Annotated in this window: 10 protein-coding genes, 1 tRNA gene and 3 rRNA genes; 5 read left to right on the top strand and 9 right to left on the bottom strand. The window is 57.3% G+C overall.

The features are described from left to right. Positions 1–298 precede the first annotated feature (298 nt). The 4 genes from yjbE to KOL70_RS13810 all read left to right on the top strand — a co-directional run bounded on the left by yjbE (position 299) and on the right by KOL70_RS13810 (position 4,097). Positions 299–547, top strand: coding sequence for an exopolysaccharide production protein YjbE (gene yjbE / locus KOL70_RS13825; RefSeq protein WP_021508031.1), 249 nt, complete (start codon positions 299–301; stop codon positions 545–547). A gap of 78 nt (positions 548–625) precedes the next feature. Beyond that, positions 626–1,273: a YjbF family lipoprotein gene (locus KOL70_RS13820; RefSeq protein WP_058757594.1), complete on the top strand. Its 648-nt coding sequence runs from the start codon at positions 626–628 to the stop codon at positions 1,271–1,273. Beyond that, positions 1,270–2,007 carry a capsule biosynthesis GfcC D2 domain-containing protein gene (locus tag KOL70_RS13815; RefSeq protein ID WP_125309296.1) on the top strand — a complete coding sequence of 246 codons (738 nt, stop codon included), beginning with the start codon at positions 1,270–1,272 and terminating at the stop codon, positions 2,005–2,007. Before KOL70_RS13820 ends, KOL70_RS13815 begins: the two co-directional genes overlap by 4 nt. After that, positions 2,007–4,097 carry a YjbH domain-containing protein gene (locus KOL70_RS13810; protein ID WP_058769990.1) on the top strand — a complete coding sequence of 697 codons (2,091 nt, stop codon included), beginning with the start codon at positions 2,007–2,009 and terminating at the stop codon, positions 4,095–4,097. Before KOL70_RS13815 ends, KOL70_RS13810 begins: the two co-directional genes overlap by 1 nt. A 149-nt stretch (positions 4,098–4,246) precedes the next feature. On the opposite strand, the gene metH is transcribed toward KOL70_RS13810, so the two are convergent. Further along, complete coding sequence (metH, locus tag KOL70_RS13805; RefSeq protein WP_215480791.1) at positions 4,247–7,930, bottom strand: methionine synthase; 3,684 nt, start codon at positions 7,928–7,930, stop codon at positions 4,247–4,249. 196 nt (positions 7,931–8,126) lie between these two features. On the opposite strand from metH, the gene iclR reads away from it, so the two are divergent. After that, positions 8,127–8,957 carry a glyoxylate bypass operon transcriptional repressor IclR gene (gene iclR, locus KOL70_RS13800; RefSeq protein WP_215480790.1) on the top strand — a complete coding sequence of 277 codons (831 nt, stop codon included), beginning with the start codon at positions 8,127–8,129 and terminating at the stop codon, positions 8,955–8,957. Here the strand turns inward: iclR and aceK are convergent. The 8 genes from aceK to KOL70_RS13760 form a co-directional block, all read right to left on the bottom strand. Next, positions 8,954–10,690: a bifunctional isocitrate dehydrogenase kinase/phosphatase gene (aceK, locus tag KOL70_RS13795; protein ID WP_058780913.1), complete on the bottom strand. Its 1,737-nt coding sequence runs from the start codon at positions 10,688–10,690 to the stop codon at positions 8,954–8,956. The two genes, iclR and aceK, sit on opposite strands and share 4 nt — an antisense overlap. A 66-nt stretch (positions 10,691–10,756) precedes the next feature. Further along, positions 10,757–12,061 (bottom strand): isocitrate lyase, encoded by a 1,305-nt coding sequence (aceA, locus tag KOL70_RS13790; RefSeq protein WP_132465673.1) that lies wholly within the window; start codon positions 12,059–12,061, stop codon positions 10,757–10,759. A gap of 16 nt (positions 12,062–12,077) precedes the next feature. Then, a complete protein-coding gene (aceB, locus tag KOL70_RS13785) occupies positions 12,078–13,676 on the bottom strand; it encodes a malate synthase A (protein WP_104093892.1) in 1,599 nt (532 codons plus the stop codon). Positions 13,677–13,946: 270 nt separating this feature from the next. After that, the gene (metA, locus tag KOL70_RS13780; protein ID WP_031279798.1) at positions 13,947–14,876 is read right to left on the bottom strand and encodes a homoserine O-succinyltransferase; all 930 of its coding nucleotides are present in this window, start codon (positions 14,874–14,876) and stop codon (positions 13,947–13,949) included. A gap of 299 nt (positions 14,877–15,175) precedes the next feature. Beyond that, positions 15,176–15,291: ribosomal RNA gene (gene rrf / locus KOL70_RS13775) — 5S ribosomal RNA — on the bottom strand. Between the two features lie 205 nt (positions 15,292–15,496). After that, a 23S ribosomal RNA gene (locus tag KOL70_RS13770) occupies positions 15,497–18,401 on the bottom strand. 342 nt (positions 18,402–18,743) lie between these two features. Further along, a tRNA-Glu gene (locus KOL70_RS13765) sits at positions 18,744–18,819 on the bottom strand. A gap of 86 nt (positions 18,820–18,905) precedes the next feature. Next, positions 18,906–20,447, bottom strand: a 16S ribosomal RNA gene (locus tag KOL70_RS13760). Together the 16S, 23S and 5S rRNA genes with 1 tRNA gene alongside form the textbook arrangement of a ribosomal RNA operon. Positions 20,448–20,949 lie beyond the last annotated feature (502 nt).

Genomic DNA, 20,949 nt, shown 5'->3' with positions numbered 1-20,949 from the left:
AAAGCGCAATTAAAAAAAGCAGCTAACGCCAATTCGCCTTATTTATCACCAGAAATGTCCTGCTTAATCCCCCTCTTTTTCTGGCGCTGAACTCTGGTAATTTGTTGCCCTATACTGAACGCGCCTTCAAGGCTGCCCTGAATACTTCCCCGCTGTCGCCCGGCGGCCCGGGAAACATTATTGCGCGCTGACCACGGTTAGCCAGCTGCATGCGGCCCAGCGGCCATCGGACGGCAGCGTACGGTATGACGGGTAATATCCTTCATTCACGTTTTATCAAGATGCAGGAAACGTTGTTATGAAAAAACTGATGGTTGCCGGTGCAGCCTTACTTTACGTTGCCGTTTCTTCCGCTGCGATTGCCGCACCGGAAGAAGCCGGTGCTGCAGCAGGCGCGCAGGCGGGAGCAATCTCGACCGGTGCGACCACCGCTGTGGGTATCGGCGCACTCGGTGCGTTAGTGGGTCTCGGCGTTGCCGCTGCTGGCGGTGGCGACGGTGCAAATACCGGTACAACAACCACTACCACAACGAGCACCACTCGTTGATGTAGCACCTTTAAACATAACCACACAGTCGTGTGGTTATTTTTTGTTTTTTTGCCTCTATTGAGACAGGGATACACAGTGCGCCGACTCTCTTTGCTGCTTCTTTGCCTGTTGCTGCAGGCTTGCACACAAACGCAAAAAGGCCTCGAACAGACCGTGATGCTCGCCATCAGCGGTCCGGACGATGTCACCGTCAGCGATGAACAAATCGCTAACCTGCCCTATGCCAGCCTGTATGCGCGCGTCGACAACGGTCCGCGCATCTTTGTGGTGCTGGGCTACCTGGAAAACGGCCAGCAGAAATGGGTAACCCAGGATAAAGCCATGCTGGTGATGCAGCACGGCCGCCTGGTGAAAACCCTCGGTCTGCGCGACAACCTGCAGGCCGTCAGTAACCTGGCGCAGGATCCGCTGGCCGATGCGCTGCGGCTGCAAAATGGCGCGCAGTGGACGCGCGTCGTGCAGTGGCGCGAGCAGGACAACGTGCGCGCCGCCACCGCCCACTCCACCTTTCAGCGCGGCGACGATGAAGTGCTGAACCTCGCCGGCGAGCGGGTGCCCTGCCGCGTCTGGCACGAAACGGTTGAGATGGAGAGCCCCGGCGTCAGCTGGCAGAACACCTTCTGGATCGATAACCGCGACGGTACGGTGCTGCAGGCGCAGCAGATGCTGGCGGCTGACCAGTTCCCGATTGCAACCACCCTTCTGAAGCCGGCAAAATCATGAAAAAAATCAATTCTTTGCTGGCGGCACTCGCCCTCACGGCGGCCAGCCACGCGCTGGCGGATAGCCAGGTGACGGTACACCCTGCGCACGATCAGCGCAGTTTCCAGATCGATCATGCCAGCACCCTGAGTGAACTGGTAACGAACCCGGCGCTGCACAGCTGGTGGCCGGGCACGGTGATTGCCGAACGCGGTGCGACCGCCGTGGCGCAGCAGCAGCACGCTCAGCTGCTGGCGGATCTGCGCGCCTGGCAGGCCGACAGCGGTACTTCACTGGCCGCGACCATCGGCAGCGTAATCCAGCAGCTCAGCGCCCTGCAGGTTACCGGGCGCCAGTTTACTTCGCTCGATCCCGACTGGGTGCGGCTGCGTCCGGAAGCCAACCGTAAACTGCAGGGCAGCTACGACCTGTACATCGTGGCAGCGCCGACGCAGGTACGGGTGATGGGCGCACTCAGCCATCCCGGCAGTGAGAGCTGGCAGCCAGGACGCACGGTGCGTGACTACCTCGCGCCGCATGCGCGTTTATCGGGTGCCGAGCGCAGCGTGGCCACGGTGATTGCGCCGTCAGGTGAGACGCAGCAGGTGCCGATCGCTTACTGGAATCAGCGGCATGTTGAAGTCGAGCCTGGCAGCATCATCTGGCTGGGCTTTTCCACATGGAGCCTGCCCTGGGGCCAGCCTGATTTGAATGCGCGCATGCTTTCCGTTCTGACTCACCGGATGCCAGACTGATGAAAAAACAATTACTCCTCAGCCTGTTGGCTGCTTCTGTCGCCGCCGCATGCCAGGTGCAGGCGGAAACCTGGCCGGAACCGGTCGGTCCTTCACAATCTGATTTTGGCGGCGTGGGCCTGATGCAAACGCCGACCGCGCGCATGGCAAAAGAGGGCGAATTTAGCCTGAACTTCCGCGATAACGATCAATATCGTTACTATTCTGCGTCATTGCAGCTGTTCCCGTGGCTGGAAACCACGGTGCGCTATACCGACGTACGCACCCGCCGCTACAGTGCGGTGGAAGGCTTCAGCGGCAACCAGAGCTATAAAGACAAAGCCTTCGACCTGAAGCTGCGCCTGTGGCAGGAGAGCTTCTGGCTGCCGGAAGTGGCGGTGGGTTCGCGCGATTTGGGCGGTACCGGCCTGTTCGACAGCGAATATCTGGTGGCGAGTAAAGCCTGGGGACCGTTTGATTTCAGCCTCGGCCTGGGCTGGGGCTATCTCGGCAACAGCGGCACCATCAAAAACCCGTTCTGCTCCTACAGCGATAGCTTCTGCAGCCGCACCGGCGGCGGTTCGGCGGGTTCCATTAACGGCTCCCAGATGTTCCACGGCCCGGCGGCACTGTTTGGTGGCATCGAATACCAGACGCCGTGGCAGCCGCTGCGCCTCAAGCTGGAGTATGAAGGCAACGATTATCAGGACGATTTTGCCGGCCGGCTGGAGCAGCGCAGTAAGGTCAACGTTGGCGCAATCTATCGCCTTACCGACTGGGCGGATATCAACGCCAGCTACGAGCGCGGCAATACCTTTATGTTTGGCGTGACCGTACGCACCAACTTTAATTCGTTACACCAGTCGCACCTTGATAGCGCAAAACCGGCTTATCAGCCACAGCCGCAGGGCGATCTGCTGCAGCCGACGGTGGTCGCTAATCAGCTTACCGATCTGAAATACAATGCCGGACTGGATGGTCCGCGCATCCAGACCAAAGGCCGCACGCTATACGTTTCCGGTGAGCAGACCAAATATCGCGACACGCGCGAAGGCGTTGACCGCGCTAACCGCATCATCATGAACAATCTGCCGGCGGGCATTGATACGATTGAAGTCACCGAGTCGCGCTTTAACATGCCGCAGGTCACCACGCGCACCGATGTGGTCAGCCTGAATAACGAACTGCGCGGCTATCCGCTCGGTCACGAGCAGCCGCTGCAGCAGACGCGTGAAGAACCTATCGATCCGGGCACCACCGAACAGGGCTATTTCATCCGTAAGGATCGCCTTAACTACAGCCTGTCGCCGGTGCTGAACCAGTCGGTCGGCGGTCCGGAAAGCTTCTACATGTATCAGCTCGGCGTAATGGGCAATGTCGATTACTGGCTGACCGATCACTGGCTGATTGGCGGCAGCCTGTTTGGCAACATCGCCAACAACTATGACAAGTTCAACTACAACGGCGCGCCAGCCGACTCGACGCTGCCGCGCGTGCGCACCCACATTCGCGACTACGTGGAGAACAACGTTTACGTGAATGATCTGCAGGCCAACTACATGCGCTATCTCGGCAATGGCTTCTACGGCCAGGTGTACGGTGGCTATCTGGAAACCATGTACGGCGGCGTGGGCGGCGAGCTGTTGTATCGCCCGGTGGACAGCAACTGGGCTTTCGGTCTCGATGCGAACTACGTGAAGCAGCGTGACTGGGACAACATGATGCAGTTCACCGACTATAAGGCGCCGACCGGGCACCTTACCGCTTACTGGCGTCCGTGGTTCATGCAGGATGTGCTGGTGAAAGCCAGCGTCGGTGAATATCTGGCGAAGGACAAAGGGGTCACGCTGGATGTGTCGAAGCGCTTTGACAGCGGCGTAATGGTCGGCTTCTACGCCACCAAAACCAACGTGTCAGCCGAAGCGTATGGCGAAGGGGATTTCACCAAAGGTTTCTATATTTCGATTCCGATGGATCTGTTTACCGTCACGCCAACCCGTGGCCGTGCGCAGGTGAACTGGGTGCCGCTGACGCGTGACGGTGGTCAGATGCTGGGCCGTAAGTACCAGCTGTACGATCTGACCGCCGATCGCGATGCGCGTTTTAATTAAATCGTAGCGCGGGGTTAAACCCGCGCCGGTTTTAAAAAAACGCGCGATGAATCGCGCCGCTACAGAGTGTGCACGTATTTGTAGCGGCGCAATTTATTGCGCAAACAATATGGCACATTTGATTGCGCGCGCTCTGCGCCGGCAATTCATCAATCCGCGTCGTAGCCTAAATTCGGTGCCAGCCAGCGCTCCACGTCGCTGACGCTCATGCCTTTACGCGCCGCGTAATCTTCCACCTGATCGCGCTGAATCTGCGCCACGGCGAAATACTTACTCTCCGGATGACTAAAATACCAGCCGGACACCGCGGCACCGGGCCACATGGCAAAAGATTCGGTCAGCTTCATGCCGGTGTGATGCTCCACATCCAGCAGCTGCCAGATTTGTGCCTTCTCGGTGTGTTCCGGACAGGCCGGATAGCCCGGCGCCGGACGAATGCCCTGGTAATTTTCGCGAATCAGCTCGTCGTTGCTGAGATTTTCATGGGCGGCATAGCCCCAGATCACCTTACGCACGCGCTCATGCAGGTATTCGGCAAACGCCTCCGCCAGGCGATCCGCCACCGCTTTCACCATGATTTTGTTGTAATCATCGTGCTGCTGGTCGAACGCCGCCGCCAGCGCATCCTCCTCCAGCCCGCCGGTGACGGCAAACGCGCCGAGATAATCCGCTTTACCACTGGATTTCGGCGCCACGAAGTCCGCCAGACAGTAGTTAGCGAAGTCGGTTTTTTCCGTTTGCTGACGTAAATGATGGCTGACGCACAGCACTTCGTGCCGGGTCTCGTCACGGTAGATTTCAATGTCGTCGCCAACCCGGTTAGCCGGGAAAATACCGACCACGCCGCGCGGCCTGAGCGTACCCTGCGCGCTGAGGTTATCCAGCATCGCATTGGCATCGGCAAACAGCCGCGTGGCTTCTTCGCCCACCACCCCATCTTCCAGGATACGCGGATATTTGCCGGCCAGCGACCAGGTCATAAAAAACGGCGTCCAGTCAATGTAGTTGCGCAGCGTATCGATACTGGCCTCCACTGCGCTGACGCCGGTACGATGCGCCACCGGTGGCGTGTAGCGTTGCCAGTCAATGACGTAATGATTATCGCGCGCGGCCTGTAGCGTGACCGGCGGCGTGCGCGGCTTTTTACGCGCGTGCTGAATCCGCACGGTCTCGTACTCCTTACGCGTGCGCGCCACAAACGCCTCTTTCAGCGTGGGCGACAGCAGCGAAGAGACCACGCCGACGGTGCGCGAGGCGTTCTGCACATAGACCGTCGGGCCGCTGTAATTCTGCTCAATCTTCACCGCCGTGTGCGCTTTCGAGGTGGTGGCCCCGCCAATCAGCAGCGGCAGCGTAAAGCCCTGGCGCTCCATCTCTTTCGCCACGTTCACCATCTCGTCGAGCGACGGGGTAATCAGGCCGGAAAGTCCGATGATGTCGGCGTTTTCCTCACGCGCGGTTTTCAGGATTTTGTCGCCCGGCACCATCACGCCCAGGTCGATGATTTCGTAGTTGTTACACTGCAGCACCACGCCAACAATGTTTTTGCCGATGTCGTGCACGTCGCCCTTTACCGTCGCCAGCACGATTTTACCGTTGCTGCGGCCGGCCTCTTTGCTCGCCTGGATAAAGGGTTCGAGGTAAGCCACCGCCTGCTTCATCACGCGCGCCGATTTCACCACCTGCGGCAGGAACATTTTGCCCTCGCCAAACAGATCGCCGACCACATTCATGCCGGACATCAGCGGCCCTTCAATGACTTCAATCGGCCGTGCCGCAGCCTGGCGCGCCTCTTCGGTGTCCTGCTCGATAAATTCGGTGATGCCTTTCACCAGCGAATATTCCAGCCGCTTCACCACGTCCCAGCTGCGCCATTCGGCCTGCTGCTTGTCCTGCTCACCCTCGCCTTTGTTGCCGCGATACTTCTCCGCCAGCGCCAGCAGTCGCTCGGTGCCATCGTCGCGCCGGTTGAGGATCACGTCCTCAACCGCATCGCGCAGCTCCGCCGGCAGATCGTCATAAATTGCCAGCTGACCGGCGTTGACGATGCCCATGTCCATACCGTTGCGGATGGCGTAGTAGAGGAACACCGCGTGAATCGCCTCACGCACCGGTTCGTTACCGCGGAACGAGAACGACACGTTGGAGACGCCGCCGGAGATCATCGCATGCGGCAGTTCGCGTTTGATGTCTTCACAGGCACCGATGAAATCCATCGCGTAGTTGTTGTGCTCTTCGATGCCGGTAGCCACGGCAAAGATATTGGGGTCGAAAATGATGTCTTCCGGCGGGAAACCAACCTCTTCGGTGAGGATGTGGTAGGCGCGGCGGCAGATCTCAATTTTGCGCGCGCGGGTGTCCGCCTGACCCACTTCGTCGAATGCCATCACTACCACCGCCGCGCCGTAGCGCCGCACTTTGCGCGCGTGTGCAATAAACGGCTCGATGCCCTCTTTCATTGAGATGGAGTTGACGATGCCTTTGCCCTGAATGCACTGCAGACCTTTCTCAATCACCTCCCATTTCGAGGAGTCGATCATGATCGGCACGCGCGCAATATCCGGCTCACCGGCAATCAGGTTGAGAAAGCGCACCATGGCCGCTTCCGCGTCCAGCATGCCTTCATCCATATTGATATCGATAATCTGCGCGCCGTTTTCCACCTGCTGGCGCGCCACGTCCAGCGCTTCGTTGTACTTCTCTTCTTTAATCAGGCGTTTAAATTTGGCCGAGCCGGTCACGTTAGTGCGCTCACCCACGTTGACGAACAGTGAATCGGCCTGAATATTGAGCGGTTCGAGGCCAGACAAACGGCAGGCGACGGCTATTTCCGGCAGCGGGCGCGGTGGCACGCCCTCGACCGCTGCCGCCATCGCCGCAATGTGCTGCGGCGTGGTGCCACAGCAGCCACCGATAATGTTGAGGAAACCGGCGCGCGCCCACTCGCCAATCTGCGCCGCCATCGTCGCCGCATCAAGGTCATATTCGCCGAAGGCATTCGGCAGACCGGCGTTAGGGTGGGCGCTGACATAGCCTTCGGCAATACGCGACAGCTCCTGCACATACTGGCGCAGTTCGTCCGGACCAAGCGCGCAGTTGAGGCCGAACGACAGCGGCTCCGCGTGGCGCAGTGAGTTGTAGAATCCTTCCGTGGTCTGGCCGGAGAGCGTGCGGCCTGACGCATCGGTAATGGTGCCGGAGATCATCAGCGGCAGCGTCACGCCCATCGCTTCCATCTCGCTCTGTACCGCATAGATCGCCGCTTTGGCATTCAGGGTATCGAACACCGTTTCGATCATAATGATGTCAGCACCGCCGCTAATCAGCGCATGGGTCGATTCGCGGTAGGCGTCCACCAGCTGATTGAAGGTGATGTTACGAAACGCGGGATCGTTGACGTCTGGCGAGATCGAGCAGGTGCGGTTGGTCGGGCCGAGCACGCCAGCAACGTAGCGCGGGCGGTCGGGCGTTTTTGCCGTCCACGCGTCGGCGCAGGCGCGCGCCAGTTTCGCCGCTTCGAAGTTGATCTCCGCCGACAGCGCGGCCATTTCATAGTCGGCCATGGCAATCGGGGTGGCGTTGAAGGTGTTGGTTTCGAGAATATCCGCGCCAGCCGCCAGGTAAGCATCGTGGATTTCGCGAATGACGTCCGGCTTACTCAGCACCAGCAGGTCATTATTGCCTTTCACATCGCACGACCAGTCAGCGAAGCGGCTGCCGCGAAAATCCTGCTCATCCAGTTTGTAACTCTGGATCATGGTGCCCATGCCACCGTCCAGAATCATGATGCGTTGTGCCAGCTGCTGCTGTAGCGTTGCGGTTTTATTGCTCACTCTTGCCCCATCCACGTCATTACGCTGGCTAAATGCCAGCCAGTCATACTGGCACAACTTTCAAATGAGCAAAAGTCACCCGTTTGCGACCACCGGCGGCAAAGTGACCAGCAGATCCGACCAGTCAGCCAGCGTTTGCATTCATACCATTAAAAACGAAAATGGTTTCCATACCTGCAATGACTGTGGAGATGTTATGGTAACCCCTGCGCCCGCGAAACGCGGCAAAAAACCCCGTACGGCTCCGGCGGCCAGTGCCCCTGCCGGCGGCCAGGTACAATCTCTGACGCGCGGGCTGCGTTTGCTGGAGCTGATTGCCGAATCACACGGTAGCGTGGCGCTGACCGAGCTGGCGCAACAGGCCGGGCTTCCCAACTCCACCACTCATCGCCTGCTGACCACCATGCAGCAGCAGGGATTTGTGCATCAGGTGGGCGACCTCGGTTTATGGACCATTGGCGCTCATGCCTTTGTGGTCGGCAGCAGTTTTCTGCAGAGCCGCAATCTGCTGGCGATCGTGCACCCGATTCTGCGCCGGCTGATGGAAGAAGCCGGCGAAACCGTGAATCTGGCGGTGCTGGATCTCAGTGATTATCAGGCGGTGATTATTGACCAGGTACAGTGCACCCAGCTGATGCGCATGTCAGCGCCGATTGGCGGCAAGTTGCCGATGCATGCGTCCGGTGCCGGCAAAGCGTTTCTCGCTCACCTCAGCGATGATCAGGTCACCGCCCTGCTGCATCAGAAGGGATTGCATCACTACACGCCGAAAACCCTGATGTCGCCGCATAGCCTGAAGGAGAATCTGGCGCTGATCCGTAAGATGGGTTTTTCGCACGACGACGAGGAGCACGCGCTCGGCCTGCGCTGTGTGGCGGCACCGATTTATGATGAACACGGCGAACCGTTTGCCGCCATCTCCATCTCCGGCCCGCTGGCGCGTATGACCGACGACCGCATTACCGAACTCGGGGCGCTGGTGATCCGCGCGGCGAAGCAGGTGACGCTGAGCTATGCCGGCCGCTAGGCGGCCACTGACGCGTAGCGCGCGCTGAAACGCTGTCCGGCGCGCCACGCCATCACCTCTTCAATATGCCCGGCACGGATCCGCGCCTGCAGTGCGCGCCACCAGCCGGGATCGAACAACTGCGGATGCAGCGCCTGCAGCAATTTTCCGGTCGCCGGTTCGCTGCACAGCGCGTAACGGAAGGTTTCCGGAAACACATCATCCGGCCCGACGCTGTACCACGGCTCGGCCTGCAGCTCATCCTCTTCGTAACGCGCCGCCGGAACATCGCGGAACACCAGCTCGGTCATCGGGCGGATTTCATCATAGTCGTAAAACACCACGCGGCCATGGCGCGTCATGCCGAAGTTTTTAAACAGCATATCGCCGGGGAAGATATTGGCCGCCGCCAGCTGACAAATCGCATCGCCGTACTCCTCAATGGCGTGCTGGCGCTGTTCCGGCGTCGCCTGCATTAACCACAGGTTAAGCGGCTGCATACGACGCTCCAGCCATAAGTGGCGGATGATCACGACGTCATCGCGTAGCTCGATTTTTTCCGGGATCTCGCGCTCAAACTCCGCCATCAGCGCCGCCGGAATACGCGCGCGCGGGATGGCGAAATGCTCAAACTCCTGGGTGTCGGCCATGCGCCCGACGCGGTCGTGCTCTTTGACCAGCCGGTAACAGGCGCGCACCTGCGCATCCGTCACCTCTTTTTGCGGCGCGAAGCGATCTTTAATCACCTTAAATACCCGATCAAAACCGGGCAGCGTGAATACCAGCATCACCATTCCGCGCACGCCGGGTGCGATAGTGAACGCTTCCTGACTGTGCGCCAGGTAATCCAGATATTCGCGGTAGCATTCGGTTTTACCATGTTTCTGGCAGCCAATCGCCATGTAGCGCTCGGCGAGGGTTTTGCCCGGCAAAATTGGCTGCAGCCAGGCCACCAGCGCGGCCGGCACCGGCGCGTACACCATAAAGTAGGCGCGGGCGAAGCCAAACACGATGCTGGCATCATTGCTGTCAGTGAGACAGGTATCAATCCACAACCGGCCGGCATCATCGCGCTGAATCGGCAGCAGACACGGCACGATTTCGCCCGCGCTCAGCTGTAGCCGCGCCACAATCCAGGCGGTTTTGTTGCGATAAAACAGCTCGCTGGCGACATCCAGCGTGGCATGGGCCAGCTGTGCCGCGCTGAACTGCTCGTGCAGGTGACGCACAATCCAGCCGATGTCGCGCGTCTGATCCTGCCACGTCAGCCGCAACGGAATGTCATTCAATACCTGACGCAGCGTCTCATGCCAGCTGTGCTGCGGCCGGTACAGGCGCGACAGCGGTCGCTGCGCCGGCGGCGCGGGCGCGTACGGCTGTGACGGCAGGATAAACAGCCGCTCAGGCAGTAAGTGGCTGTGCCCCAGCAAGCGACAATAGACAGAATTAAAAAAGCTTTCGGCAATTTCATGACGCGGATAGCCCGGCAGCAGTGTGGCATAATGGCTTTTCACCCGCAGCCAGAAGGCGTCATCCCAGTCGGCCATCTCGTTGAGGATGCGCAACTGATTGGCGACCAGCCCGACGTGATGATCGTACAAATGGATACGCGCTTTCATCGCCTGCTGCACCGCCTGCCAGTCCGCCTGTTCAAAGCGCTGCTGCGCGCCTGCGGTAATATCGAGAAAGCGACCGTACTGCGCATCAAAACCCTGCAGAATCGTGTGGGCGATAAGGGATTCTCTCGGTGACATCGGCAATCTCCGGCAAGCGTGAGCCAGTGAAGCGGTGCGCCATGCTGCGCACCGCGAGTACGCTGATCAGAACTGTGCGGCTTCGGTGGAGCCGGTCAGCGCGGTAACCGACGAGCTGCCACCCTGAATCACCGTGGTGATGCGATCAAAATAACCGGTGCCCACTTCCTGCTGATGTGCAGAGAAGGTATAGCCGCGTTCGCGTGCGGCAAATTCCGGCTGCTGCACCTTTTCCACGTAGTGGCGCATGCCTTCGCCCTGCGCATAAGCGTGCGCGAGGTCGAACATGTTGAACCACATGCTGTGGATACCCGCCAGGGTGATGAACTGAAAGCGGTAGCCCATTTCGCTCAGCGCCTGCTGGAAGCGGGCAATGGTGCGATCGTCGAGATTCTTCTTCCAGTTAAACGAAGGCGAGCAGTTGTAAGCCAGCAGCTTGCCGGGATACTGCGCGTGAATCGCCTCGGCGAAGCGCTGCGCCAGCGCCAGATCCGGCGTGGAAGTTTCGCACCACAGCACATCGGCATACGGCGCATACGCCAGGCCGCGGGCTATCGCCTGTTCGATACCGGCATGGGTGCGGAAGAAGCCTTCAGCGGTTCGTTCACCGGTAATAAACGGCGCATCGCGCTCGTCGCAATCGGAGGTAATCAGATCGGCAGCGTCGGCATCGGTGCGCGCAATCAGCACCGTGGGCACATCCATCACATCGGCCGCCAGCCGCGCCGCCACCAGTTTCTGAATCGCTTCCTGCGTCGGCACCAGAACTTTGCCGCCCATGTGCCCGCACTTCTTCACCGCCGCCAGCTGATCTTCAAAGTGCACCGCGCCGGCACCGGCCTGAATCATCGCTTTCATCAGCTCAAAAGCATTGAGAACCCCACCAAATCCGGCTTCCGCATCGGCGACAATCGGCAGGTAGTAATCGATAAAGCCGTCATCGTCCGGCGACAGCCCGCTCGCCCACTGGATTTGATCGGCGCGCTGAAAACTTTGGTTAATACGTTCCACCACGTTTGGCACCGAATTGACCGGGTACAGCGACTGGTCCGGATACATCTGCCCGGCCAGGTTTGCATCGGCCGCCACCTGCCAGCCGGAGAGATAAATCGCCTCAATGCCGGCTTTCGCCTGCTGCACCGCCTGCCCGCCGGTCAGGGCACCGAGGCTGTTGATATAGCCTTTGCGCGCCTCACCATTCAGGAGTGCCCACAGCTTTCTCGCGCCGCGATCCGCCAGCGTGCAGGCGGGATTGACGGAGCCGCGCAGGTTAATGACCTCTTCGGCACTGTAAGGACGGGTAATGCCCTGCCAGCGTGATGCCAGCCAGCTGTTTTCCAGTTGAGCGATCTGTTGGGTACGATTTGACATAGCAGTATCTCCAGAGTCAGGGCAGCAGGCGGTAGCCCGGCAGGGTGAGGAAAGGAACCAGTTGTTCGTCGGTGGTGATTTGCGCCATCAGCGCAGCCGCATCTTCATAGCGACCGGCGTCAAAGCGCGTGTCACCCAGGCTGTGGCGCAGGGCCGCCAGCTCTTCATCAAGAAACTGTTCGAACAGCGCGGCGGTCACCAGCTGACCATCGCTGAGGATTTGCTTGTGGTGAATCCACTGCCAGATGGAGGTGCGGGCAATCTCCGCGGTAGCGGCATCCTCCATCAGCCCATCAATAGGCACGCAGCCATTGCCGCTGATCCACGCTTCCAGATATTGCAGCGCAACGCGGATGTTGGCGCGCATCCCGGCTTCGGTGCGCTGACCACGGCACGGGCGCAGCAGGCGCTCGGCGGTGATCGGCGTATCCTGTTCACGACTGACGTGCAGCTGATTGGGGCGATCGCCCAGCTGACGGTCAAACTCTGCCATGGCGATATCCGCCAGGCCTGGATGCGCGACCCAGGTACCGTCATGGCCGTTGCCCGCTTCACGTGCTTTGTCCTCCTGCACTTTCTGCATCACCCAGGCGTTGCGTTCAGTGTCTTTGGCCGGGATGAGCGCCGACATGCCGCCCATCGCCAGCGCACCGCGCCGGTGACAGGTTTTGATCAGCAGGCGCGAATAAGCCTCGAGGAACGGCTGGTCCATGCTGATCTGCTGACGATCCGGCAGAATGCGGTCACCATGCTGGCCCAGCGTTTTGATGTAGCTGAAGATGTAATCCCAGCGACCACAGTTGAGGCCAACCACGTGATCGCGCAGTTCCCACAGGATCTCATCCATCTGGAATACCGCGGGCAACGTCTCGATCAATACCGTGGCTTTGATGGTGCCGCGCGGCAGATCGAAACGATCTTCACTGAAGCGGAAGATTTCCCGCCACCATGCCACTTCCGCCGCATGCTCGGTTTTCGGCAGATAGAACCACGGACCGTGGCCCTTATCCAGCAGCGCGGTGACGTTGTGAAACAGATAGAGCGCAAAGTCGAATAACCCGCCGGGAATGGCCCGATCGCGCCACTCAACATGCTTCTCATCCAGATGTAAGCCGCGAACCCGGCACATCAGCAGCGCCGGATCGGATCGTAACTGGTAGATCTTGCCGTTTTCGCTGGTGAAGCTCAGCGTGCCGTTAACCGCATCGCGCAGCGCCAGCTGGCCATCAAGCAGTTTTTGCCAGGTCGGTGCCAGAGAATCCTCAAAATCGGCCATGAACACTTTGACGTTAGCGTTCAGCGCGTTGATCACCATTTTGCGATCTGGCGGACCGGTGATTTCGACGCGGCGATCGCGCAGTAGCTGAGGAATGGGCCTCACCTGCCAGTCACTTTGCCGAATGGAAGCGGTTTCCGAATCGAAGTCTGGCAACGCCCCCTGATCGTAGCGCTGCTGGCGCTGCTGACGCGCTTTCAGCAGACGCTCGCGCTCGGGTGCAAAGCGCACTACCAGCGAGTGCAGGAAATCAATGGCTTCGGGCGTCAGCAGCTGCTTCTCCGCGTGGGTAAAGGGCTGGCTAAAGGTCAGTGTCGGGCTGATAACCGTGTCTGTCATGCGGGCTGCCTCCTGGTTTGATCCTTTTTCTAACGACAGGATCGGGCTGTAGGGTGTTTTTTAACCGGCAAGATCAGAGCATAATCATTTTTATTTTAATTTCAAAAACTATTTCCATTTTATTGTTTATTTGATTTTATTTATCTGATTTAACTGTAATTTAATCTCACGAAATAAAGGCAATACGTTCCATCATAGAAAAAAGGCAAAAAAAAGCCGCGATAACACGCGGCTGTCACGGCAGGTTTAAACGCGCTTTTAGCAGGCGTTTTACTCGAGCGTTGGATTCATGTGACGCAGATCGAATGGCGTAATCTGGTAGACGTAGTAGTTGAGCCAGTTGGAGAACAGCAGGTTGCCGTGGCTACGCCAGGTGGCGCGCGGCGGCAATTCCGGATTGTCCTGCGGGAAGTAGTTGAACGGCACCTCAGGGTGCAGGCCGGCTTCGTAGTCCCGATGGTACTCACCCGACAGCGTAAGAGCGTCATATTCCGGATGGCCGGTAACAAAGGCCAGGCGTTTGTCTTTACTCGCCATCAGATAGGCACCGGTGCTTTCCGATTCGGCAAACAGCTCAAGATCGGTGTAGTCACGGATCAGCTGGCTGGGGAAATCAGCATAGCGTGAATGCGGCGCGAGGAAGTTGTCATCAAATCCGCGCGTCAGCAGCGCGTGCGGATGAAGGATCTGATGCTCATAGACGCCAGACAGCTTGTTCTGTCGCGTCTGTTTAGGAATGCCATACAGGATGTTAAGCGCCGCCTGCACCGCCCAGCAAACGAACAGCGTAGAAGTGACGTGCTCTTTCGCCCAGTGCAGCACACGCTGAATCTGTGGCCAGTAGGCAACATCATTGAAATCAACCAGCCCCAGCGGCGCGCCAGTGACAATCAGGCCATCAAAGTTATCGTTAGCGATATCGTCGAAGTTGCAGTAGAAGTTGTTCAGATGCTCGCTTGGCGTGTTGCGCGACTCGCGGCTGTCGATGCGTAACAGCTGAACATCGATCTGCAGCGGCGAGTTAGAGAGCAGGCGCAGAAACTGGTTTTCGGTTTCAATTTTCTTAGGCATCAGGTTAAGGATCAACACTTTAAGCGGACGAATCTCCTGAACACTGGCGCGCGATGAAGTCATGACAAAGACATTCTCATTACGCAAAAAATTCACTGCCGGTAATTCGTCGGGGATCCTGATTGGCATAACCTGCTGACCTCTTGCTGATAACCATATAAACGTTTAGACATCCAGATGCCCGAGATTAGCCTGGCTGTCGCTGGATGTCGAGTCTTCATGCGGTTTATGAAAATGTTTCAGCATTGAGCGGCAATAGCCCCGAGCGCCGCGCGGTGAGCAGCAGGAATGAGGTCGGGAAAAAAGTGCGTTAGAATTTTTTCAGGATTAAATAAGTCGTTATGGAAGGGTTTTTAGCGGGAAATTTGCCGGAGTACGGACGTAAAAAAGCCCCGGACTCTCGTCCGGGGCTTCTTTACTGGTTTGATGCCTGGCAGTTCCCTACTCTCGCATGGGGAGGCCCCACACTACCATCGGCGCTACGGCGTTTCACTTCTGAGTTCGGCATGGGGTCAGGTGGGACCACCGCGCTGTTGCCGCCAGGCAAATTCTTTGTGCGCGAAACGAATCTTTTTCACTGATGCCGCGTTGCCCGTCCTCGCGCTACTCAGTCACATACTTCTGTATGCTCCCTCGTACCGTCTCGTCCGGCGCCTTGCCTCAGCGCAAAATCTTTCGTTTCCGCTAATTTTTCCGTCACAAGCTGAAAATTCTTTCGGTCTCTCGGACCAAAACGCCTCTGGCGTTGTAAGGTTAAGCCTCACGGGTCATTAGTACCGGTTAGCTCAACGCATCGCTGCGCTTACACACCCGGCCTATCAACGTCGTCGTCTTCAACGTCCCTTCAGGACCCTCAAGGGGTCAGGGAGAACTCATCTCGGGGCAAGTTTCGTGCTTAGATGCTTTCAGCACTTATCTCTTCCGCACTTAGCTACCGGGCAGTGCCATTGGCATGACAACCCGAACACCAGCGGTGCGTTCACTCCGGTCCTCTCGTACTAGGAGCAACCCCCCTCAATTCTCCAGCGCCCACGGCAGATAGGGACCGAACTGTCTCACGACGTTCTAAACCCAGCTCGCGTACCACTTTAAACGGCGAACAGCCGTACCCTTGGGACCTACTTCAGCCCCAGGATGTGATGAGCCGACATCGAGGTGCCAAACACCGCCGTCGATATGAACTCTTGGGCGGTATCAGCCTGTTATCCCCGGAGTACCTTTTATCCGTTGAGCGATGGCCCTTCCATTCAGAACCACCGGATCACTATGACCTGCTTTCGCACCTGCTCGAGCCGTCACTCTCGCAGTCAAGCTGGCTTATGCCATTGCACTAACCTCCTGATGTCCGACCAGGATTAGCCAACCTTCGTGCTCCTCCGTTACGCTTTGGGAGGAGACCGCCCCAGTCAAACTACCCACCAGACACTGTCCGCAGCCCGGATTACGGGCCTACGTTAGAACATCAAACATTAAAGGGTGGTATTTCAAGGTTGGCTCCACGCAGACTGGCGTCCACGCTTCAAAGCCTCCCACCTATCCTACACATCAAGGCTCAATGTTCAGTGTCAAGCTATAGTAAAGGTTCACGGGGTCTTTCCGTCTTGCCGCGGGTACACTGCATCTTCACAGCGATTTCAATTTCACTGAGTCTCGGGTGGAGACAGCCTGGCCATCATTACGCCATTCGTGCAGGTCGGAACTTACCCGACAAGGAATTTCGCTACCTTAGGACCGTTATAGTTACGGCCGCCGTTTACCGGGGCTTCGATCAAGAGCTTCTCCTTGCGGATAACCCCATCAATTAACCTTCCGGCACCGGGCAGGCGTCACACCGTATACGTCCACTTTCGTGTTTGCACAGTGCTGTGTTTTTAATAAACAGTTGCAGCCAGCTGGTATCTTCGACTGGCCTCGGCTCCGGGAGCAAGTCCCTTCACCTACGCGCCAGCGTGCCTTCTCCCGAAGTTACGGCACCATTTTGCCTAGTTCCTTCACCCGAGTTCTCTCAAGCGCCTTGGTATTCTCTACCTGACCACCTGTGTCGGTTTGGGGTACGATTTCGTGTTACCTGGAGCTTAGAGGCTTTTCCTGGAAGCAGGGCATCAGTTACTTCACCGCCGTAGCGGCTCGTCATCACGCCTCAGTGTTAAAGAAGACCGGATTTGCCTGGTCTTCACACCTGCACGCTTAAACCGGGACAACCGTCGCCCGGATAACCTAGCCTTCTCCGTCCCCCCTTCGCAGTAACACCAAGTACAGGAATATTAACCTGTTTCCCATCGACTACGCTTTTCAGCCTCGCCTTAGGGGTCGACTCACCCTGCCCCGATTAACGTTGGACAGGAACCCTTGGTCTTCCGGCGAGCGGGCTTTTCACCCGCTTTATCGTTACTTATGTCAGCATTCGCACTTCTGATACCTCCAGCATGCCTCACAGCACACCTTCAGCGGCTTACAGAACGCTCCCCTACCCAACAACACATAGTGTCGCTGCCGCAGCTTCGGTGCATGGTTTAGCCCCGTTACATCTTCCGCGCAGGCCGACTCGACCAGTGAGCTATTACGCTTTCTTTAAATGATGGCTGCTTCTAAGCCAACATCCTGGCTGTCTGTGCCTTCCCACATCGTTTCCCACTTAACCATGACTTTGGGACCTTAGCTGGCGGTCTGGGTTGTTTCCCTCTTCACGACGGACGTTAGCACCCGCCGTGTGTCTCCCGTGATAACATTCTCCGGTATTCGCAGTTTGCATCGGGTTGGTAAGCCGGGATGGCCCCCTAGCCGAAACAGTGCTCTACCCCCGGAGATGAGTTCACGAGGCGCTACCTAAATAGCTTTCGGGGAGAACCAGCTATCTCCCGGTTTGATTGGCCTTTCACCCCCAGCCACAAGTCATCCGCTAATTTTTCAACATTAGTCGGTTCGGTCCTCCAGTTAGTGTTACCCAACCTTCAACCTGCCCATGGCTAGATCACCGGGTTTCGGGTCTATACCCTGCAACTTAACGCCCAATTAAGACTCGGTTTCCCTTCGGCTCCCCTATGCGGTTAACCTTGCTACAGAATATAAGTCGCTGACCCATTATACAAAAGGTACGCAGTCACACCCTGAAGGTGCTCCCACTGCTTGTACGTACACGGTTTCAGGTTCTGTTTCACTCCCCTCGCCGGGGTTCTTTTCGCCTTTCCCTCACGGTACTGGTTCACTATCGGTCAGTCAGGAGTATTTAGCCTTGGAGGATGGTCCCCCCATGTTCAGACAGGATACCACGTGTCCCGCCCTACTCGTCGGACTCACAACCTGTGCATCTTCGTGTACGGGGCTGTCACCCGGTATCGCGCGACTTTCCAGACGCTTCCACTGATGCACAAGCTGATTCAGGTCCTGGGCTGCTCCCCGTTCGCTCGCCGCTACTGGGGGAATCTCGGTTGATTTCTTTTCCTCGGGGTACTTAGATGTTTCAGTTCCCCCGGTTCGCCTCGTTTGACTATGTATTCATCAAACGATGATGCACAGAGTGCACCGGGTTTCCCCATTCGGACATCGACGGCTGTAGCGGTTCATATCACCTTACCGTCGCTTTTCGCAGATTAGCACGTCCTTCATCGCCTCTGACTGCCAGGGCATCCACCGTGTACGCTTAGTCGCTTAACCTCACAACCCACAGACGTTTCATGTCCGGAATCACTGCGCTGGAAAAATGCTGCGTTGCAGCGGTGCTCGCCATGCTCACGTACGTCAGTACGCTCCGCTGGCTGTGCGCCGATGCGCCTTGCCTTTTTCCATGCTTGTTGATTCCTGCATTCCACATGGGGTGTGAAAATTTGAGAGACTCGAACACATCGTAAATTTCATTCTTATTACGGAGAATGAAAACGACGTGTCGTTTCAATTTTCAGCTTGTTCCGGATTGTTAAAGAGCAAATACTTCGCAGCATGCTTAATCAGCACACTCTGAAGTATTATCGGTAACGCCTTTCACTCATTACCAGCAAGTGGCGTCCCCTAGGGGATTCGAACCCCTGTTACCGCCGTGAAAGGGCGGTGTCCTAGGCCTCTAGACGAAGGGGACACTGAAGTCTCTTTCGTAAGACGCTTTGCTCATTACTTTTCTATCAGACAATCTGTGTGAGCACTTCGCGGGAAGGTATCTTCAGGTAAGGAGGTGATCCAACCGCAGGTTCCCCTACGGTTACCTTGTTACGACTTCACCCCAGTCATGAATCACAAAGTGGTAAGCGCCCTCCCGAAGGTTAAGCTACCTACTTCTTTTGCAACCCACTCCCATGGTGTGACGGGCGGTGTGTACAAGGCCCGGGAACGTATTCACCGTAGCATTCTGATCTACGATTACTAGCGATTCCGACTTCATGGAGTCGAGTTGCAGACTCCAATCCGGACTACGACGCACTTTATGAGGTCCGCTTGCTCTCGCGAGGTCGCTTCTCTTTGTATGCGCCATTGTAGCACGTGTGTAGCCCTGGCCGTAAGGGCCATGATGACTTGACGTCATCCCCACCTTCCTCCGGTTTATCACCGGCAGTCTCCTTTGAGTTCCCGGCCGAGCCGCTGGCAACAAAGGATAAGGGTTGCGCTCGTTGCGGGACTTAACCCAACATTTCACAACACGAGCTGACGACAGCCATGCAGCACCTGTCTCAGAGTTCCCGAAGGCACCAAAGCATCTCTGCTAAGTTCTCTGGATGTCAAGGCCAGGTAAGGTTCTTCGCGTTGCATCGAATTAAACCACATGCTCCACCGCTTGTGCGGGCCCCCGTCAATTCATTTGAGTTTTAACCTTGCGGCCGTACTCCCCAGGCGGTCGACTTAACGCGTTAGCTCCGGAAGCCACGCCTCAAGGGCACAACCTCCAAGTCGACATCGTTTACGGCGTGGACTACCAGGGTATCTAATCCTGTTTGCTCCCCACGCTTTCGCACCTGAGCGTCAGTCTTCGTCCAGGGGGCCGCCTTCGCCACCGGTATTCCTCCAGATCTCTACGCATTTCACCGCTACACCTGGAATTCTACCCCCCTCTACGAGACTCAAGCCTGCCAGTTTCAAATGCAGTTCCCAGGTTAAGCCCGGGGATTTCACATCTGACTTAACAGACCGCCTGCGTGCGCTTTACGCCCAGTAATTCCGATTAACGCTTGCACCCTCCGTATTACCGCGGCTGCTGGCACGGAGTTAGCCGGTGCTTCTTCTGCGGGTAACGTCAATCGGCGAGGTTATTAACCTCACCGCCTTCCTCCCCGCTGAAAGTACTTTACAACCCGAAGGCCTTCTTCATACACGCGGCATGGCTGCATCAGGCTTGCGCCCATTGTGCAATATTCCCCACTGCTGCCTCCCGTAGGAGTCTGGACCGTGTCTCAGTTCCAGTGTGGCTGGTCATCCTCTCAGACCAGCTAGGGATCGTCGCCTAGGTGAGCCATTACCCCACCTACTAGCTAATCCCATCTGGGCACATCCGATGGTGTGAGGCCCGAAGGTCCCCCACTTTGGTCTTGCGACGTTATGCGGTATTAGCTACCGTTTCCAGTAGTTATCCCCCTCCATCGGGCAGTTTCCCAGACATTACTCACCCGTCCGCCACTCGCCACCCAAAGAGCAAGCTCTTCTGTGCTGCCGTTCGACTTGCATGTGTTAGGCCTGCCGCCAGCGTTCAATCTGAGCCATGATCAAACTCTTCAATTTAAAGTTTGATTTGCTGCAACGAGTGCAGCGATGCTCTGTGAATTAAACTTCGTAATGAATTACGTGTTCACTCAGCAAAGACTTGATATTTTTTACGTCCGGAGACGCTGATATCAATCCTGCGAGTGCCCACACAGATTGTCTGATAAATTGTTAAAGAGCGGTGCGACGCGGCGTTCGGCCTGCTGTCGCGAGGTGGCGTATATTACGCTTTCCTCCTTCAGAGTCAAACACTTTTTTCAGCGTTTTTCTCCGGCGGAAGTTCTTAACGAAGCTTCCTGTCTACACCGCATTCCGTAAGTCGTTGTGCCGTGTCGATGGAGGCGCATTATAGGGAGTTGTTCGGCACGCGCAACCGCTAAATTCAATAAAAACAATCGTTCGCTGCATTCCACAGCAAAACCCCACCTTATACCCGGTTACACACAAAGTTATCCACATCTGCAGCCGGTAATAAATTTAGGCGAGCATCGCGCAAACGTTTTCGCTACAATGCCCCGCG

The sequence above is a fragment of the Pantoea sp. B270 genome (assembly GCF_018726825.1).
Taxonomy (GTDB): Bacteria; Pseudomonadota; Gammaproteobacteria; order Enterobacterales; family Enterobacteriaceae; genus Pantoea; species Pantoea dispersa.
Note: the sequence above shows the minus strand (reverse complement) of the source record. Positions and strands in the feature narration are given on the sequence as shown.

What these genes read in the sequence shown, in the direction of transcription:
- aceB (WP_104093892.1), bottom strand. Translation starts at nt 13,676, where the DNA reads ATGACAGACACGGTTATCAGCCCGACACTGACCTTTAGCCAGCCCTTT.
- aceA (WP_132465673.1), bottom strand. Translation starts at nt 12,061, where the DNA reads ATGTCAAATCGTACCCAACAGATCGCTCAACTGGAAAACAGCTGGCTG.
- iclR (WP_215480790.1), top strand. Translation starts at nt 8,127, where the DNA reads ATGGTAACCCCTGCGCCCGCGAAACGCGGCAAAAAACCCCGTACGGCT.
- KOL70_RS13815 (WP_125309296.1), top strand. Translation starts at nt 1,270, where the DNA reads ATGAAAAAAATCAATTCTTTGCTGGCGGCACTCGCCCTCACGGCGGCC.
- aceK (WP_058780913.1), bottom strand. Translation starts at nt 10,690, where the DNA reads ATGTCACCGAGAGAATCCCTTATCGCCCACACGATTCTGCAGGGTTTT.
- KOL70_RS13810 (WP_058769990.1), top strand. Translation starts at nt 2,007, where the DNA reads ATGAAAAAACAATTACTCCTCAGCCTGTTGGCTGCTTCTGTCGCCGCC.
- metA (WP_031279798.1), bottom strand. Translation starts at nt 14,876, where the DNA reads ATGCCAATCAGGATCCCCGACGAATTACCGGCAGTGAATTTTTTGCGT.
- yjbE (WP_021508031.1), top strand. Translation starts at nt 299, where the DNA reads ATGAAAAAACTGATGGTTGCCGGTGCAGCCTTACTTTACGTTGCCGTT.